This is a genomic window from Pseudaeromonas sp. HNCC25DJ182, assembly GCF_055413365.1.
In genome coordinates this window covers 58,893-76,251 of record NZ_JBVAYG010000014.1, presented here as the reverse complement: position 1 = coordinate 76,251, position 17,359 = coordinate 58,893, and the positions used below count along the sequence as shown (strand labels likewise).

11 protein-coding genes are annotated in these 17,359 nt (G+C 57.4%); 2 read left to right on the top strand and 9 right to left on the bottom strand.

The annotated features are described in order from the left end of the window. Positions 1-71 precede the first annotated feature (71 nt). The 3 genes from ACZYUB_RS12175 to ACZYUB_RS12165 are packed head-to-tail and all read right to left on the bottom strand — an operon-like array spanning position 72 to position 5,774. The gene (locus ACZYUB_RS12175; protein WP_463948245.1) at positions 72-1,451 is read right to left on the bottom strand and encodes an efflux transporter outer membrane subunit; all 1,380 of its coding nucleotides are present in this window, start codon (positions 1,449-1,451) and stop codon (positions 72-74) included. After that, positions 1,444-4,596 (bottom strand): efflux RND transporter permease subunit, encoded by a 3,153-nt coding sequence (locus ACZYUB_RS12170; RefSeq protein ID WP_463948243.1) that lies wholly within the window; start codon positions 4,594-4,596, stop codon positions 1,444-1,446. The genes ACZYUB_RS12175 and ACZYUB_RS12170 overlap by 8 nt, the downstream gene beginning before the upstream one ends. A 17-nt stretch (positions 4,597-4,613) precedes the next feature. Beyond that, positions 4,614-5,774 (bottom strand): efflux RND transporter periplasmic adaptor subunit, encoded by a 1,161-nt coding sequence (locus ACZYUB_RS12165; RefSeq protein WP_463948242.1) that lies wholly within the window; start codon positions 5,772-5,774, stop codon positions 4,614-4,616. Positions 5,775-5,925: 151 nt separating this feature from the next. Here ACZYUB_RS12165 and ACZYUB_RS12160 point away from each other — a divergent pair, with 151 nt between their 5' ends. Next, a complete protein-coding gene (locus ACZYUB_RS12160) occupies positions 5,926-6,555 on the top strand; it encodes a TetR family transcriptional regulator (protein WP_463948240.1) in 630 nt (209 codons plus the stop codon). A 74-nt stretch (positions 6,556-6,629) separates the two neighbouring features. On the opposite strand, the gene ACZYUB_RS12155 is transcribed toward ACZYUB_RS12160, so the two are convergent. From ACZYUB_RS12155 to rssA, 6 genes are all read right to left on the bottom strand, one after another. Then, the gene (locus ACZYUB_RS12155; protein WP_463948295.1) at positions 6,630-8,363 is read right to left on the bottom strand and encodes a methyl-accepting chemotaxis protein; all 1,734 of its coding nucleotides are present in this window, start codon (positions 8,361-8,363) and stop codon (positions 6,630-6,632) included. A gap of 174 nt (positions 8,364-8,537) precedes the next feature. Then, positions 8,538-9,548, bottom strand: coding sequence for a galactose/methyl galactoside ABC transporter permease MglC (gene mglC / locus ACZYUB_RS12150; protein WP_463948239.1), 1,011 nt, complete (start codon positions 9,546-9,548; stop codon positions 8,538-8,540). 14 nt (positions 9,549-9,562) lie between these two features. Continuing rightward, on the bottom strand, positions 9,563-11,083 hold the full coding sequence (gene mglA, locus ACZYUB_RS12145) for a galactose/methyl galactoside ABC transporter ATP-binding protein MglA (protein WP_463948237.1): 1,521 nt from the start codon (positions 11,081-11,083) through the stop codon (positions 9,563-9,565). 55 nt (positions 11,084-11,138) lie between these two features. Further along, on the bottom strand, positions 11,139-12,125 hold the full coding sequence (gene mglB / locus ACZYUB_RS12140; RefSeq protein ID WP_463948235.1) for a galactose/glucose ABC transporter substrate-binding protein MglB: 987 nt from the start codon (positions 12,123-12,125) through the stop codon (positions 11,139-11,141). A 223-nt stretch (positions 12,126-12,348) separates the two neighbouring features. Next, entirely contained in the window at positions 12,349-15,423 is a 3,075-nt protein-coding gene (locus ACZYUB_RS12135; protein WP_463948233.1) for a beta-galactosidase, read from the bottom strand. 460 nt (positions 15,424-15,883) lie between these two features. Next, the gene (gene rssA, locus ACZYUB_RS12130) at positions 15,884-16,789 is read right to left on the bottom strand and encodes a patatin-like phospholipase RssA (RefSeq protein WP_463948232.1); all 906 of its coding nucleotides are present in this window, start codon (positions 16,787-16,789) and stop codon (positions 15,884-15,886) included. Between the two features lie 132 nt (positions 16,790-16,921). Between rssA and ACZYUB_RS12125 the strand changes: the two genes are divergently transcribed. Continuing rightward, positions 16,922-17,305 carry a DUF423 domain-containing protein gene (locus ACZYUB_RS12125; RefSeq protein WP_463948230.1) on the top strand — a complete coding sequence of 128 codons (384 nt, stop codon included), beginning with the start codon at positions 16,922-16,924 and terminating at the stop codon, positions 17,303-17,305. The last annotated feature ends 54 nt before the right edge of the window (positions 17,306-17,359 follow it).

Below are 17,359 nucleotides of genomic sequence, written 5' to 3'. Positions count from 1 at the left end.
GCTTAACCAGCGAACCGCCAAAAGCAAGGGGCTGTCCACTGGACAGCCCCTTGGCCTATTCACAGAGCTTGTTACTCGGCTTGCCAGCCACCGCCGACTGCCTTGAACAGACTGATCTGGTTACTCAGCTGTGCCAGTCGGGTCGATACCAGCGCCTGTTGGGCGCTGAACAAGGATCGCTGGGCATCCAGTCGGGTCAGGTAGCTATCGACGCCCTGAGCATAGCGATGTTCGGCCAGCTCAAAGTAGCGTTGGTTGGCCTTCACCAATTCTTGCTGGGCTTCCCACTGCTGCTGATAGTACTCCTGGGTGCCGAGGGTATCGGCCACTTCCTTAAAGGCGGTCTGGATGCTCTTCTCGTAGGTGGCGACCGCCTGCTTCTCGCTGACTTCCGCGACATCCAGGTCCGCCACTCGCTTGCCACCATCGAACAACGGTAGATTCAGCTGCGGAATAAATGACCAGGTGCCGGTACCGCCATCAAACAGATGCCCCAACTCGTTGCTGGCCGTGCCCGCAGTGGCGGTCAGGGTAATGGTCGGGAAGAAGGCGGCTCTGGCGGCACCAATATTGGCGTTCGCCGCTTTCAGGCTGTGCTCGGCGGCCAGAATATCCGGTCGTTGCTGCAACAGACTGGAGGGGGCGCCAACCGGAATGGGGGCAAACTGCACCGTCGCCAACGAGGCGGGCAAGTTCAGGCTGTCTGGCAGGTTGGTGCCGAGCAGTAAAGTCAGAGCATTGCGATCTTGTAGCACCTGGCGCTGGTACTGGGCGGTGCTGACGCGGGCGCTTTCCAGCGTGGTCCGGCTTTGCGCCAACTCCATGTCGGAGGCGGCACCGAGCTCGAACTTCTTCTCGGTCAGTTGATAGCTTTCCCGCTCGGTATCCAGCGTGGATTGGCTCAGCGTCAGCAACTCCTGATCGGCCACCAGGGTCAGATAGGCGGATGCTACCGAGGACACCAGGGAGATCTGGGTGCTGCGCTGGGTTTCGATTTGAGCCAGATAGGTTTCCAGAGCCTGATCTTTCAGGCTTTGCACCCGTCCGAACAGATCCAGCTCGTAGGCGGTGATCCCCACCTCGGCGCTGTGCTGGGAACTGATCTGCTCTGCGCCGGTGCCATTCAAGTCGCCAGAGGTTTGCTGGCGGCTGCTACTGGCGCCAACCGCCAGGGTCGGCAATTGGGCGGCACGCTGGATGCGGTACTGCGCCTCGTAGCTCTGCACATTCAGGGCTGCCAGTCGCAGGTCGCGGTTGTTCTCCAGCGCCGTGCGGATCAGGCTCTGCAGTGTGGGATCACTGAATTGTTGTTGCCAACCCAGATTGGTTTTGGCGTCGCTGGTGACCTGCCAGGAGGCGCCTTGCGGCACCTCGGGTCTCTGGTAGTCCGGCGCCATCGAGCAACCGGCGAGCAACAAGCCAATGGTGATGGCCAGAAACGACTTAGTCATGGCGAGTCTCCTCTACAGCCAGGGCATCACGTTCATGACGTGGTCGGTACTTGGTGAAATAACGCATGATCAGGACGAAAAACAAGGGCACGAAGAAGATCGCCAGAATGGTGGCACTGATCATACCGCCGATTACCCCGGTGCCGATGGCCACCCGGCTGCCAGCACCGGCACCGGTGCTGATGGCCAGCGGCAAGACGCCGAGGATAAAGGCTAGCGAGGTCATCAGGATCGGGCGCAGACGCAGACGAGCGGCTTCGATCACCGACTCAGTCAGCCCCTTGCCGTGGTCATAGAGCTCCTTGGCAAATTCGACGATCAGGATGGCGTTTTTCGCCGAGAGACCAATGGTGGTCAGCAGGCCGACCTGGAAGTAGACGTCGTTCTCCAGCCCGCGCATGGTGGCGGCAAGAATCGCCCCCAGGACCCCGAGCGGTACCACCAGCATGACGGAGAAAGGAACGCTCCAGCTTTCATACAGTGCGGCCAGTGACAGGAACACCACCAACAACGAGATGGCGTACAGCGCGGGTGCCTGCGAGCCTGCTTGTCGCTCCTGGAGCGACAGCCCGGTCCACTCGATACCGATACCATCCGGCAGCTGCTTGACGATCTCCTCGATGGCCGCCATGGCATCACCGGTACTCTTGCCCGGCGCTGCTTCCCCGACGATTTCCATCGCCGGAACGCCGTTATAACGCTCCAGACGGGGCGAGCCAAAACTCCACTCGGTGCTGGCGAAGGCCGAGAATGGCACCATGTTCCCTTCGCTGTTACGCACATACCAGAGATTCAAATCTTCCGGATTCATCCGGTAGGGTGCGTCCGCCTGCAGGTATACCTTCTTGACCCGGTTCCGATCGACGAAATCATCGACGTAGGAGGAGCCCCAGGCGGTGGAGAGGGTGCTGTTGATATCGCTGACGCTCAAGCCCTGAGCCATGGCCTTGTCGTAATCGATCTTGACGTCAAACTGGGGCGCGTCTTCCATGCCGTTCGGACGCACCCGCACCAGATTCGGATTCTGCGCCGCCATGCCCAGCAATTGGTTACGAGCTTCCATCAATTTCTCGTGCCCGACGCCACCCCGATCCTGCAGGTAGAAGTCGAAACCGGTGGCAGTCCCGAGTTCGGGGATCGACGGCAGGTTAAAGGCGAAGACCTGGGCTTCCTTGATGCTGAACAAGAAGCCCATGGCGCGGCCGATAATGGCATTCGCACTGCGATCCGGAGTGTTGCGCTCATCCCAGCTCTTCAACTTCAGAAACGCCATACCACTGTTCTGACCGCGGCCGGCGAAGCTGAAACCGGAAACTGTCAACACCGAATCGACGTTGTCTTTTTCGTTCTGCAGGAAGTAATCGCGCATCTGACCCAGTACTTTCTCGGTCCGCTGCTTGGTCGCGCCAACCGGGAGTTGCACCATGGCCATGATGACCCCCTGATCCTCTTCCGGCAGGAATGAGGTCGGCAGACGAGTGAACAGCACCGCCAGCACCGCCAGCATGGCCACATAGATGATGCTGTAGCGAGCCCCTTGACGAACAACTTTGCCAACCCGGCTCTGATAGCGATTGGCGCTGCTATCGAACATGCGGTTGAACCAGCCGAAGAAGCCGCGCTTGGCACCAAATTCACCGTGTTTGATCGGCTTGAGAATGGTGGCGCACAGGGCTGGTGTCAGGATCAAGGCCACCAGCACCGACAACACCATGGCCGAGACTATGGTCAGCGAGAATTGGCGGTAGATGGCGCCGGTGGAGCCGCCGAAGAACGCCATCGGCACAAAGACCGCGGATAACACCAGGGCAATACCCACCAGGGCGCCAGTGATCTGGGTCATCGACTTGCGAGTGGCCTCCAGTGGGGAGAGATCCTCCTCACTCATCAGACGCTCGACGTTTTCCACCACGACTATGGCGTCATCCACCAGCAAACCGATGGCCAGCACCAGACCGAACATGGTCAGGGTGTTGATGGAGAAGCCGAAGGCTGCCATGACCCCGAAGGTGCCGAGCAACACTACCGGCACGGCTATGGTCGGGATCAGGGTCGCGCGGAAGTTCTGCAAGAACAGATACATGACGAAGAACACCAGAATGATGGCTTCGAACAGCGTCTGCGCGACTTCTTCAATCGAGATCTTGACGAACGGCGTGGTGTCATACGGGTAGACCACTTCCATGTTGTCCGGGAAGTAGGGCTTCAGCTCATCAATTTTGGCGCGGATTTTTTCCGCTGTATCCAGAGCGTTGGCACCCGTGGCCAGCTTGACCGCGAATGCCGCCGTGGCCTGGCCGTTATAGCTGGCTTCGGCGTCAAAGTTCTCACCAGCCAATTCGATGCGGGCCACATCCTTGAGCCGGACCTTGGAGCCGTCTTGCTTCACGCGCAACAACACATTACCGAACTGCTCCGGAGTGGAGAGTCGGCTTTGTCCCATGATGGTGGCGGTAAATTGTTGGTCGCTGACCGCTGGTGTGCCCCCCAGTTTGCCGAGGGCGATCTGGGCGTTCTGGGCTGTGATGGCGCTTTGGATGTCGGAAGGGGTCAGCTGATAGCTGTTGAGCTTGTGCGGATCCAGCCAGACGCGCATGGCGTATTGGCTACCGAACAGCTGGATTTCGCCGACGCCATCCAGACGGCTCACCGGCTCCTTGATGTTGGAGACCACGTAGTCGGCCAAGTCGTCATTGCCCATCTTGCCATCGGTGGAGATGAAGCCGACCACCATCAGGAAGCTACTACTGGTCTTCTGCACCTTGATCCCTTGCTGTTGCACGATCTGCGGCAACTGGGTGGTGGCTTGTTGCAGCTTGTTCTGCACCTGAACCTGGGCGATATCCGGATCGGTACCCGGCATGAAGGTCAGCGTGATCGAAACGTTCCCGGATGAGTCACTCTGCGCCGACATGTAGAGCAGGTGATCCAGGCCGGTCATGTTCTGTTCGATGACCTGGGTGACGGAGTCTTCGACCGTTTTAGCCGAGGCGCCTGGATAGGAGGCGGAAATACCGACGGCGGGCGGCGCTATGGTTGGATATTGGGCGATCGGCAGCTTCATGATGGACAAGCCACCCGCAAGCATGATCACCAAGGCGATTACCCAGGCAAATATGGGTCTATCTATGAAAAAACGGGCCATGAGGCGACTACTCCATCCTACTTGGTGGCTTGGGTGGTGGGGGCGGCTTCTTTCGGCGCCACTTCGGCACCGGCGCGGACTTTCTGCAGACCGGCGACGATCACGCGTTCACCGGCTTTGAGTCCGGACTCGACAACCCAGTGGCCCTGTTGGGACTGGCTGACCTGGATGTCTCGTTGCACCACCTTGTTCTGGGCGTCGACGATCAGCACGCTGGCGCCACCCCGTGGCGTGCGGGCAACGGCAGCTTGTGGCACCAGTAAACCATCCTGGCGCTCACCCTGTTGCAGCGTGGCACGCATGAACATACCGGGCAGCAGCAGCTTGTCCGGATTCGGCACCAGGGCGCGCAGTGTCACCATGCCGGTGGTCTCGTCGACCGTGACATCGGAGAATTGCAATTCACCGCTGTGCGGGTAGGCACTACCATCCTCCAGCTGGAATTGGACGGTCGCAGCGCCGTTTTTGGCTGCAGCCAGCTTACCGCTCGCAATCTGTTGCTTCAGTCGCAGCAACTCTGTAGTGGACTGGGTGACATCCACATACAGCGGATCGAGTTGCTGGATGGTGGTCAGGCTGCTGGCCTGTTGCGCGGTGACCAGGGCACCTTCGGTGACGGCTGATTTGCCGATACGGCCGGAGATGGGTGCTGTGACCTTGGTATAGGCGAGATTGATCTTGGCACTTTTCAGCGTGGCCTTGGCCGCCGCGATCTCGGCAACCTGCTGCTTCCAACTGGCCTGGGCATCATCATAATCCTGATTGCTGATCGCCTTGACCTTGACCAGTTCGGCATAGCGTTGCGCCTTCAGGCGCGCACTTTGTTCGTTGGCTTGAGCCTTGGCCAAGGTGGCTTCGGCGCTGTCAACGGCGGCGTCATAGGTTGCTGGATCGATCTGGTACAGCAGCTGACCAGCTTTGACATCACTGCCTTCGGTAAAGTAACGCTTGAGGATGATGCCACTGACCTGGGGACGCACTTCCGCGATACGGCGGGCTGCGGTGCGGCCGGTGAGCTCGGTGGTCAGCTGGAGCGGGGAGGATTTCAGGGTGACGACATCGACCGCCGTAGGGGGCATGGCTCCCGGGGCCGCCTGCTGTGCCTCACCGCAACCGGTCAGCAGGGCACTTGCCAGCAGGGCAATACCGATAGAACTCGCGAGAATATTTTTATGCATAGGAACCAGAACCTCTGTCTGCTAACGGACTATCTATCATTCGAGTTGTGATCGTTGAAATTGGCGGGACGCCAAGACTATGGCAATATACATACAGAAGTGAATGTATGTAAGTGGTTTTTACTCAAATTTAACCAGGCGGAAATCCGGTATGGCTCGGCGAACGAAAGAAGAAGCACAAGAGACGCGCAGCACCATCATGATGGAGGCGCTGGGCTTGTTTTGTCAGCAAGGCGTGGCGACGACGAGCCTGAGTGATATTGCCCGCGCGGCGGGGGTGACGCGTGGTGCCATCTATTGGCATTTCAAGGACAAGGAGGAGCTGTTTCTGGCCTTGTGGCATGAGATGTGCGCCCCCTTATCCCACCTGCTAAATGCCAGTATCGATGTGGATGAGCCGGATCCGTTGGGTAAATTCACCACTTTTCTGATTGAGGTGTTACGCACCGTAGCTATGTGTCCGGCACATCAGCAGATGTTTCGTATCATGTTCAAGATGATGCTGCCGGATAGTGAACTGACGGCTATCCGCGCCCTGATCCAGGATGAAATACAGCAGCATACGCAGAATATGCGCTGCTCTTTGACTAATGCAGTACATCGCGGTCAATTGCCCTCGACCCTCTCTGTAGAGCGAGCGGCGATTTTATTGCACTGCAGTGTGGATGGTTTGATCATGAACTGGCTGAATCAGCATGAACGGTTCGACTTGGCGGCCGACGCCGAGGCGCTGGTCCAGGCATTGATCTTCTCCTTGCAGCACAATCTGGGTCAGCCCTGACCGATGGGAATAAAAAAAAGCCGCCTCGATATCCGGCGGCTTTTTTAGCAGGGAGCGGAGCTGTATCTCGCTACTTATCGCAACTTGAAGTGACTGACGATATCGCTGAGCTGGCGATAGGTCTCACTCATGCTGGCGGTACTGTGAATGGTTTCCTCACCGTTGACCTGCAGGCTGTGGATCACATCCTTGATCGCATTCATATTGCGGCTGATCTCTTCGGTCACGGCCCGTTGCTCTTCGGCGGCGGTTGCCATCATGGTGCTGAGATCGTTGATGTCGACAATATGGGTCGACATCTCATCCAGCGCCGTCGTCACCAGACTGGTGTTATCGGCTGTGCGCAGACAGCTGTGTTTGGTACTGTCGATGGATTGCACCACCATCTGAGTGCCGCTTTGTAGCTTGCCCAGCATCTCCTTGATTTCCCGGGTGCTGCTTTGGGTTCTGGCGGCCAGCGCTCGTACTTCATCGGCCACCACGGCAAAACCGCGCCCCTGTTCACCCGCCCGCGCTGCCTCGATGGCGGCGTTCAACGCCAATAGGTTGGTCTGTTCGGCGATGCTGCCAATCACACCGAGCACCGAGCTGATCTGTTCGGCATCCTGTTGCATGGTCTGTATCGAACCCGCCGTAGCTTCTACCTCGTCTACCAGGGTGGTGACGCTGGTAATGGCGGTATTCACCACCAGCCGTGAGGCATTGGCCTGTTCGTTGGTTTCCTGAGTCAGTCGGGCCGCGGCGGCGGCATTCTCCGCCACCGAGCTGGCGGTACTGCTCATCTCGGTGATAGCGGTGACGGCCAGATCGGTTTCCTGCACATGGCTGTCGATCAGCTGCTTGTTGGCTTCGGTTTGGTGCGTCAGCTGCTGAATACCATGGCTCAAACGGGCGGTAGCGCCATCTACCTCCAGCATCATCTCCTGCAGACTCTGGATGAAGCGATTGATCCCCGCCGAGATCTGTCCCAAATCATCCTGTCCGGTAACCACCAGGCGACGGGTCAGGTCGCCATTGCCTTGCGAGAGCTCCGCGACCAGATCGCGCAGCGAGATGATGGGGCGATAGGCCACCCGGGTTGCGGCGACCGACAGCAGCATGATCAGGATGCCGGCTATCAACAGGGCCAGGGTGATGGTGCGGTTTAGCTGATCGGTAATGCCTTGGATGTAATCGACATCCACAAAACCGGTCAAGACCCAGGTCTTACCCTTGACGTCCAGTTTGTGTGCCAGCGGGATCAGTTGACCATCCGATTTTTCACTGAACAGCAGGGTGCCTTCGCTATCCTGGAGCTCAAAATGGCTGCCGCCCTGGCTCGCCTTGTGCAATAGCGTTTGCAGCGGTGTCAGGTCCAGATAGAAGAAATAGGCCGAGTCCGCACCGCGCGGCACCAAGATCCGTACCAGCGGTTTCTTGTTCTCAAACAGTATGGGGCTGACTTGTACCTGATTGTTGGCCGGGCCAATCAGAGCTCGCAGTTCGTTCACCCGGGCGGCATCCTCGATGACGCCACCGCCGTCGAACGCCATATCGCCAATCACCTTGACGATATTGTGAAAGCCGGTCTCTTCCAGGGTTTTCTTGACGTTGGTGACCCCGAAGTTCAGGTTGGAAGCCAGCAGGATTTTTTGATGAATGTCGCCAATCAGCTTGTCTTTTACCAGCGCAATTTGTTGGTTGATGCTGGCAGTTTGCGAGTCACGAATGTAATGGCTGACCACATAATTGACGCTGAAATAAGAGGTCAGCACTGTGATAAAAATCACCGAGCAGAATAGAACATAAATTTTGGTTTTGAACGGCATGACTTTCATAGACGTAATCTCTTGCACAAGAAAAGGCTGGTTTGTTCTAGGTATAGCCGCTAAACCAGAGATGACGGCGGACACGGAAGATAAATTGTGGTGACCGTCGACTTTGTGAACAATCAGGGCCGGAATCAACCGGCCCTGGTGCTATCTCCCTGTTGTGGCTCGGGATTACTTCTTCTTGGCGTATTTCAGCGAGTCGAGAGCCACCGCCAGAATGATGATGGCGCCCTTGATGATGAACTGCCAATAGGGGCTGACGCCGATATAGGTCAGACCGTAGTTGATCAGGGTGAAGATGATGACCCCGGTGACGACTCCGGCGACGGTACCCACACCACCGGCAAATGAGACCCCGCCGACCACGCAAGCTGCGATCGCATCGAGTTCATACATGAAGCCGAGGTTGTTGGTCGCACTGCCGATCCGGCCCGCTTCCAGCATGCCGCCGAAGGCGTAAAACACCCCGGCCAGCGCGTAGATCATAACCAGATTGACGGCGACATTGACGCCAGAAACTTTGGCCGCTTCCGGATTCCCACCAATGGCGAAAATGTTTTTGCCGAAGCGGGTCTTGTTCCAGAGCACCCAGACAAACGCGACTGCGGCAGCGGCGTAGAAGGTGAGATACGACAGCTTGAAGCCCCCGATCTTGATGAAGCCCTGGGCAAAACTGGAGTAACGCGGGTCAAACCCGGCTACCGGAGAGGCACCGACATAATCGAAGTACAGCGAGTTGATGCCGTAGACGATGATCATGGTACCTAGCGTAGTAATAAAGGGGGTCACGTTCAGATAGGCGACGATCAGACCGTTGATGAGGCCAATCAGGCCACCCACCACACAGACGATGAGGATCACCGCCGGGATAGGGACTTCGCCCAGACTGGGGAATACCTTGTTCACATTGGTCAACGACTGCAACAGGGTCGCTGCGATCAAGGCCGCTAGCCCCACCTGACGACCGGCGGACAAGTCGGTCCCCTGGGTGATGATGAGACCTGCGACCCCGAGTGCGATGATGATGCGCACGGAGGATTGGGTCAGAATGTTACTGAAATTGGTCAGACTCAGGAAGGAGGGTTCCTTGACCACTATGATCAGCAACAAAATCAGCAGTACAGCATAGATGCCACTCTCCTTGAGGGTGCGCATCAGGTTGGATTTATTAGCCCACTCCATATGTATCTTCCTGTCTAGAGGTACAGAGATGCCAGGCGCAGTATCTCGCTCTGGTCGGTTTCTTTGGTGTTGACGATACCGGCGACGCGGCCGTTGCTCATGACCAGAATGCGGTCTGTGATCCCCAGCAATTCAGGCATTTCCGATGAAATGATGATGATGCCCTTGTCCTTCTTCGCCAGCTCGAGGATGAGTTGGTAGATTTCAAACTTGGCGCCAACATCGATGCCGCGGGTTGGCTCATCGAGCATCAGGATTTCCGGCTGGGTCAGCAGCCAGCGTCCGATAATGACCTTTTGCTGATTGCCCCCGGACAGCGAGCCAATGCTGGTCTGCTGGGTGGGCGTTTTGACCCGCATGGCGTCGATCACCCACTGGGTGTCGCTCTTCATCTTCTTGTTGCTCAGCAGACCCATACCTGTTTTGTATTGGTCCATGTTGGCGATCAACGAGTTGAAGGCAATATCCAGCTGGGCATAGATCCCGGTAGAACGTCGCTCTTCGGTGACCAATGCAAAGCCATTTTGAATCGCTTCATGGGCATTCTGGTTTTCTACCTCATGACCATGAAGGCGGATACTGCCCTGACTGCGGTCGCGGATACCGAACAGGGTCTCGACAATGTCGGTTCGTTTGGCGCCGACCAGGCCGGCGATACCGAGGATTTCTCCCTTGTGCAGGTTGAAACTGACGTCCTTGATGGAGGGCTGGTTCTTGGCTGTGAGATGTTCAATCTCGAGAATGACTTCCTTGGGCTGGTTGGTTTTTTCCGGGAACCGCTGGGTTAATGCACGGCCGACCATCATGCCGATGATCTGATCCATGGTCATGCCTTCGAGCGGTTGGGTCGCGATCCACTGACCGTCGCGCAGTATGGTGATTTCGTCACACAGCTGGAAAATCTCTTCCATCTTGTGGGAGATATAGACGATGCCGCAGCCTTTCTTTTTCAGCTTGTTGATGATTTTGAAGAGGTGGTTGACCTCTTTTTCAGTCAGGGACGAGGTGGGCTCATCCATGATGACAATCTTGGCATCATAGGAGAACGCCTTGGCGATCTCGATCATCTGCATCTGGGAAACCGAGAGGGTTGCTACCTTGACGCGGGGATCGATGTCGATATCCAGCTCATCGAAGATGCGCTTGGTATCGGTGTACATCTTGCTGTGGTCAACGAAAATCCCCTTGGTGGGATAGCGTCCGAGCCACATGTTATCCATGACGGTCCGCTGCAACACCAGGTTCAACTCCTGGTGCACCATGGAGACGCCATTTTCCAATGCCTCCTTGGACGAGGTGAAATTGACCTCTTTTCCCTGGAAAAAAATCTTGCCCTGATCCTTCTCGTAGATGCCGAACAGGCACTTGAGCAGCGTGGATTTACCCGCGCCATTCTCACCCATCAACGCATGCACAGAATGAGGACGGACCCGTAAATTGACATTATCGAGTGCTTTGACGCCAGGAAAACTCTTACTGACGTCAATCATCTCCAACAGCCATTCTGATTGTTGCTGTGTTGTCATATCAGCCATCACATCTTGTGGTCAGAAGAGGCAAGGAGGTCTCCCTCCTTGCCGGTGCGGTGGGTTATTCGAACTGCGCCAGGTTGTCCTTGTCGACGCCGACATAAGGAACACGGACCACCTTGTTGACGATGTTCCACTTGGTGCCTTCACCAGCAGCCTTGCCTTCACCCAGATTTTTGGTCAAATCAAAGGTTGCCTTGGCTTGGTTGCTGGCATCATTCAGCACGGTTCCTGCCATGGCGCCACTCTTGACCAGAGCCAGAGCTTCGGCCAGTGCATCGACCCCGAATACCGGAATAGCGGTCTTGCCCTGAGCCTTCAGTGATTCCACCGCGCCCATGGCCATGCCATCGTTGTTGGCGATGACGACCTCAATCTTGTTGGCGTTCGGACCGGAGATCCAGGCATCCATCTTGTCCTTGGCCATGGCGGTATCCCACATACCGGTGTCCATATGCAGTTGCTCGGTTTTCACTCCCTTTTCATTCAGGGTCTTGACCACATAGGTGGTACGAGCTTCGGCATCGGGATGGCCTGGTTCACCCTTGAGCAGGACAAACTGCAGGGTGCCATCCTTGTTTAGATCCCATTCCGGATGCGCTTTCCACTGTTTGGCAATCAGCTCACCCTGAATAATGCCAGCTTCCTTGGAGTCGGTTCCCACGTAGTAGGCCTTGTCATAACTGGCCATGTCGGCAGCACTGGGTTCCTTGTTGTAGAACACAATTGGAATACCATCGGCACGCACTTTTTCGATGACCACAGGAGCTGCAGCCGGATCGACGAGGTTAATCGCCAGAGCTTTTACCCCTTTGGCCAGCATGACGTCGATCTGATCATTCTGTTTGGATTGGTCATTCTGCGAGTCGTTCATCAGCAGTTTGACGTCGGGTACTTGGGCTGCTTCTTTTTCAATCCCCTTGCGAACAACGGCCATGAAGTTGTCGTCGTACTTGTAGATGGTGAAGCCGAGTGTGGTTTCAGCTGATGCCATTGAGCTCAGGGTCATGCCGGCTAACAGGGCTGCAACTGTGGTCAGTTTTCTCATTATCCTTCTCCGGTTTTCTATGTCGTTGGGTTTGTAGGGCACACTCCGCACCTCGGCATGAGGGCGGGGCTTAAGCCAATGTAGTCAATTTGTTACATTTTTGTCTGTGATCTTCACAACACAAAGAAAACGCTTACATAATGTTACATTGGGCTTAATTTTTATACATATCAGTTAATTAATAGCCAACATCCCTGTTTTTGCTGTGTCTATTGGCGTTTTTTCAGCCGACGCTCACACCCAGTGTCAGTTGGTAGCGGTAGCATCCGGGATTCAATAAGTACTCTTCGCGGACGCTGGGGCTCCAGGAGTCATCGCCGCCGATCCCCATGTGGTAGCCGTCCAGACATAGATGCAAACCGGCATCGGCGACCAATTCATGCTGGTGACGGGTGCGGGCCAAGGTCTGCGGACTGTAACGACTGACTCCGAAGTGGAAGTGTCCGCTGACGGAGAGGGCACCGAGTTGCAACTGGCGCGTATCGCAGCGCAGCCCGTTTTCGGTGGGGAAAATATAGGGCGTATGCAAGGCGGCCAAGGGGAGCTCCCAGTGCCCGAGATGGGCCGCAAGCTTGCGATCGGGATAGTTCTCGTGAGGGCCGCGTCCGAGCCAGGTGACCTGTTCCACTGGCTGGGCTAACTGGAGCAAGATCCCGATGCGCGGTAGCGATGGCAGACCTGTAGCGAGCGTGACCTGGATCTCCAGATGTTGGCGGCCTTGGTTGTCAAAACGATGGCGCCAGCAGCTCAGTACTTGCAAGACACCCGCATGGAAGTAGCCATGCTCGATGACGAACTCCGGCTCCGGACCTCTGCTGGCCTCGCGAATACTCAGACACTGATGCTGCCAATCGGCCAGGCCAATGGTGGCCCAGCGTGCTATCCAGGCAGCGGGATCCAGATGGTCCGCTTCACTGGTGCCGATATCATTATCCAGGGGCGCGCGATAGAAATGGTCGGTGATGGGGGCCAGCAGTTGCGGCTGCTGATCGGCTGACCACCATTGACTGATGCGGCCACTGTGCCGATCCAGCTGCCAACGCTGGTGATTGGCTTCGATCAGCCAGCCTGCGTCGCTTGCTGTAACCTCGACCATGCCAGTTGCTTGCGGCTGGGGGGCAGCCAGTGGCACGGGTAGCTCGAATTGTTCACTGGCGATCGGGTGACCTGCATCCGACCAAGGGGTCGCTTGGGATTGTAGAATCTGCAGATCCAGCCAGGCCAGCTCATTGGCTGCGAAGGGGGGAAGCTGGTCGCAGAGAACATAGTCAGCGCTCTGTTGTGGCGCTAATGCCAGGGTCAGTTCCCCTTGCAACAGGGTGGTTGCCCCTTGCTGGATGCGCCATTGCAGCACGTCCTGGTCACAGTGGCGGAACAACCAGTCGCTGTGCAGACGAATGCGTAGGGGATGCTGACCGAGCAGTTCAAACTGGATACATTGCTGGGCTTTTTTCGCCTCGGCTAACGCCGGATGAGGGCTCCGATCCGGAAACACCAGGCCATTCAGACAGAACTGGCGGTCATTGGGCATGTCGCCAAAGTCTCCCCCATAGGCCCACCAATGCTGACCTCCGGCATCGCGGCGGCTCAACCCCTGATCGACCCAGTCCCAGACAAAGCCACCCTGCAGGCGGGGATGACTGCGGAACGCCTGCCAGTAGTGGGCGAAGCCACCCAGACTGTTACCCATGGCGTGAGCATATTCACACAGGATCAGCGGGCGGGTTTCGCCGGGGAGCCCGATCCATTTCTTCAGGTTCCACTTCGGCACGGCAGGAAAAGGTTGGTCTTGATCCACGCGAGCGTACATGGGGCAGATAATGTCGGTCGCCGCCGTGTTGGCACCACCACCTTCATACTGCACCGGCCGGCTGGGATCCTGGCGTTTGAGCCATTGGTACATGGCATCGTGAGCGGCGCCATAGCCGGATTCGTTACCCAGCGACCAGAGGATGATGCAGGGATGATTGTGGTCCCGCTGCACCATGCGGCTGACCCGTTCGCAGATGGACGGTAGCCACAGCGGATCATCGGTCAGCCGGTTCATCGGCACCATGCCATGGGTTTCGATATTGGCCTCGTCCACCAGATAGAGACCGAAGCGATCGCATAACCGGTAGAACTCGGGATGATTCGGATAATGGGAGGTGCGTACCGCATTGAAATTATTCTGTTTCAGCAACCGGATATCCTGCAGCATCCGCTCATGGGTCATCACCTGACCCAGCTCGGGATCGAACTCGTGGCGGTTGACCCCGCGGATGAGCAAGGGCTGGCCATTCAGGCAGAGCAGGCCGTCGCGGATTTCGACTTTGCGGAAACCGACGTCATGGGCTTCGACTTCGAGGAGTTGTCCCGCTGAATCCAGCAGTTCGACTGTCAGGCGGTAGAGGTTGGGGATCTCGGCGCTCCACTGCCGGGGGCTGGCGAGTGACCAGTCGATATGCACCCGATCGGCATAGCGCCCCCGTTCATCGATGACGTCGGTGCCGAGGGGATAGGTTCCGCTGATCAGCGCTTCCTCTCCCGAGAACAGGGTGCTGCGGACTTGTAGGCCTGGCTCATTCGCCGCGACCTGGACCTCGATGTGCAGGCGGCCATCGTGGTAGCAGGCATCGAGATCGGGAGTGATCCGGATATCGCTCAGGTGGCTGTCGGGTTTGTGCAGTAGGGTCACATCGCGGAACAATCCGCTCAGGCGCCACATGTCCTGGTCTTCCAGATAGCTGCCATCGCACCAGCGCAGCACCATCACCGCCAGTCGATTCTCGCCTGGCAGCAGAAAGGGGGTCAGATCAAATTCGGCGGGTAGGCGGCTATCCTGGGAATAACCGATCCAGTGTCCGTTGCACCACAGATGCAGTGCGCTATTGGCGCCATCGAAGATGATGCGCACCTGGCCATTGGCGGTCCAGGTGGCTGGCAGCATGAAGGTTCGGGAGTAGCAGCCGGTCGGGTTGGCGTCGGGGACCCGGGGTGGCTGGCAGGGAAATGGATATTTGATGTTGCTGTAAATGGGGGTGTCAAAACCTTGCAGTTGCCAGTTGCCTGGAACACTCAGGGTGCAGGCACCTGTCAACTCCTGCTCTAGCCATTGTTCGGGCACCAGCTCCGGGGCATCAAAAAAACTGAAAAACCAGTCCCCGTTCAGCGACAGGCGGGAGGGGGAGGGGCGATCTTCGCGCGCCGCGGCCAAGTCTCGCCAACTGGCACATGGGGTATGGCTCGGTAAGCGCTGCCAGCTACTCAGTGCCGGATTCTGCCAATCCCGTCGTGCCAGAACGTCTGCCAATCCCATGATGCTACTCCTGTCCGTTTACTGCGGTGAAACCACCCGGTGGCCCAGAGTCTAGTCGATGATTTGCATGGCATTGGCGATCGAACTCACACAATCATGTAAGCGGTACCAAAAATATATTTTCACCTTTGCCGTGTGGTTATTTGTTAATAATCATATGGTTATGTCTATTTCTCTCATTTTTGTGTCACGTTGCCTTTTCATCCGGTGTGTTATTTCTGCGGTGACATGGAAATTGGAGACGGGATTGGTGCGGCAAGATCCTGACGGATGCTGATCGCAGTGGCTGCATGACCCGGTAGGCTATACAGAGTGCGCTGGCCGTCATGGGTCATGGTTTGGATCCCACTTTGTAATCGTTGTCACTAGGGGGATACCGGCGATGTGGCGCTGCTGGGCGGTGAAGCAAGAGCGAAGGCCGCCCCTGCTGCTGGCGCAGGGGCGCCTGGTGATTGCGGGTTTAAATTTCGGGATTGTTGGCGCTGCGCGGGGTCAGTTCGATCCCGAAACGGCGGACCTCCGCCTCGATGAACGGGATCATGCGATCGACGCATGCTTCCCCTTCGGCGATCGCCTCGCTGGCGCGATGGAAATCCATGATCGCCAGATCCCCGAGATGGGGGTTGAGGGCTATCTCCGGAGGATCCCCGGCCATCCGGGCTCGGGTGATGCGTTCTTGCATGATGCTGATGCTGTTATTCATGACGCCGATCATGCTGGGAGCCCCGGGGTGATTGCGTTTCGGCAACCATTGCAGCAGGGGATGACGGGCTGTGACTTCATCGTCGTCATGGCTACTCCAGTTTTGCCGGGTGTCCGAGTTGAGGTTGACGGCGATGACCAGATCCGCGCCCATGGCCCGACACAGGGAGACTGGGACAGGATTGACCACGGCGCCGTCGATGAGCCAACGGCCATCGAGCTGAACCGGGACAAACATGCCGGGGATCGAGCAGGAGGCCCGCACCGCGCTCATCACAGCCCCCTCCTGCAGCCAGTGTTCACGGCCTGTTTCCAGCTCGGTGGCTACGCAGGCAAAGGGTAACTGCAGTTCGGCAAAGGTCAGTTCACCCACCCGCTCCTCGGCAACGCCAAACACCTTGTCGCCCCGAAACAAGCCGCCGGAAAAGGTCGGATCCAGCAGACTCATGACCTGCAAGCGGGTGAAGCCTCGCACCCACTGTTCCAGAGAGTCGAGCTCTCCGGCGGCATAGGCGGCACCGACCAGGGCACCAATGCTGCAACCGGCGATCAGGTCGGGTTGTAATCCCACCCGTGTCAGGGCGCGCAGGACGCCGATATGGGCCCAACCCCGGGCCGCGCCGCTGCCGAGGGCCAAGCCGATTGTTTTTCGTGTTTTCGCCATGTTGGTCCTCTGCATCCCTGCACTGTGCTGGCATCATATTCAGTCATCATGACCATATCACGTCAGTGACCTGGGTAGTGTTTTCAGCAGTGAGGAAATCCCGGGTTCTGATGCGTAACAGGAGAGCGGGTAATGCGGGTGTGGATTGGAATTGCCGGGTTGGCCGGTTTGAGCGCTGTGGCCATGGGCGCCTTTGCCGCCCATGGTCTCAAGCATGTACTGGCGCCGGAACAGCTGCAGACCCTGCAGATCGGCGTGCAGTATCAGCTGTGGCATGCGTTGGCGCTGCTGCTGGTGGTCGTGCTGGGGCAACTGCAGCCTTCCCGTTGGCTACGGGCGGCCTGCTGGGCCTTTGCGCTGGGGATGCTGCTGTTTTCCGGTAGCCTCTATCTGTTGGTGTTGGCGCAATGGCCCTTGGGAGTGATTACCCCGCTGGGTGGCCTGGCGCTGATGAGTGGCTGGGGGTTGTTATTGGGGCATGGGTGCCGCGCTTCTGGCGATAAGCCACGGCGTTGAGCACTCAGTGGTCAGTAGTACGTTGGAAGGGCTAGCCAGTTACGGCAAAACGCG

Bases quoted from the DNA above. Each gene is read 5' to 3' on its own strand.
- mglB (WP_463948235.1), bottom strand. From the start codon at position 12,125: ATGAGAAAACTGACCACAGTTGCAGCCCTGTTAGCCGGCATGACCCTG.
- ACZYUB_RS12175 (WP_463948245.1), bottom strand. From the start codon at position 1,451: ATGACTAAGTCGTTTCTGGCCATCACCATTGGCTTGTTGCTCGCCGGT.
- mglA (WP_463948237.1), bottom strand. From the start codon at position 11,083: ATGGCTGATATGACAACACAGCAACAATCAGAATGGCTGTTGGAGATG.
- rssA (WP_463948232.1), bottom strand. From the start codon at position 16,789: ATGGCGAAAACACGAAAAACAATCGGCTTGGCCCTCGGCAGCGGCGCG.
- ACZYUB_RS12160 (WP_463948240.1), top strand. From the start codon at position 5,926: ATGGCTCGGCGAACGAAAGAAGAAGCACAAGAGACGCGCAGCACCATC.
- ACZYUB_RS12165 (WP_463948242.1), bottom strand. From the start codon at position 5,774: ATGCATAAAAATATTCTCGCGAGTTCTATCGGTATTGCCCTGCTGGCA.
- ACZYUB_RS12170 (WP_463948243.1), bottom strand. From the start codon at position 4,596: ATGGCCCGTTTTTTCATAGATAGACCCATATTTGCCTGGGTAATCGCC.
- ACZYUB_RS12135 (WP_463948233.1), bottom strand. From the start codon at position 15,423: ATGGGATTGGCAGACGTTCTGGCACGACGGGATTGGCAGAATCCGGCA.
- mglC (WP_463948239.1), bottom strand. From the start codon at position 9,548: ATGGAGTGGGCTAATAAATCCAACCTGATGCGCACCCTCAAGGAGAGT.
- ACZYUB_RS12155 (WP_463948295.1), bottom strand. From the start codon at position 8,363: ATGCCGTTCAAAACCAAAATTTATGTTCTATTCTGCTCGGTGATTTTT.
- ACZYUB_RS12125 (WP_463948230.1), top strand. From the start codon at position 16,922: ATGCGGGTGTGGATTGGAATTGCCGGGTTGGCCGGTTTGAGCGCTGTG.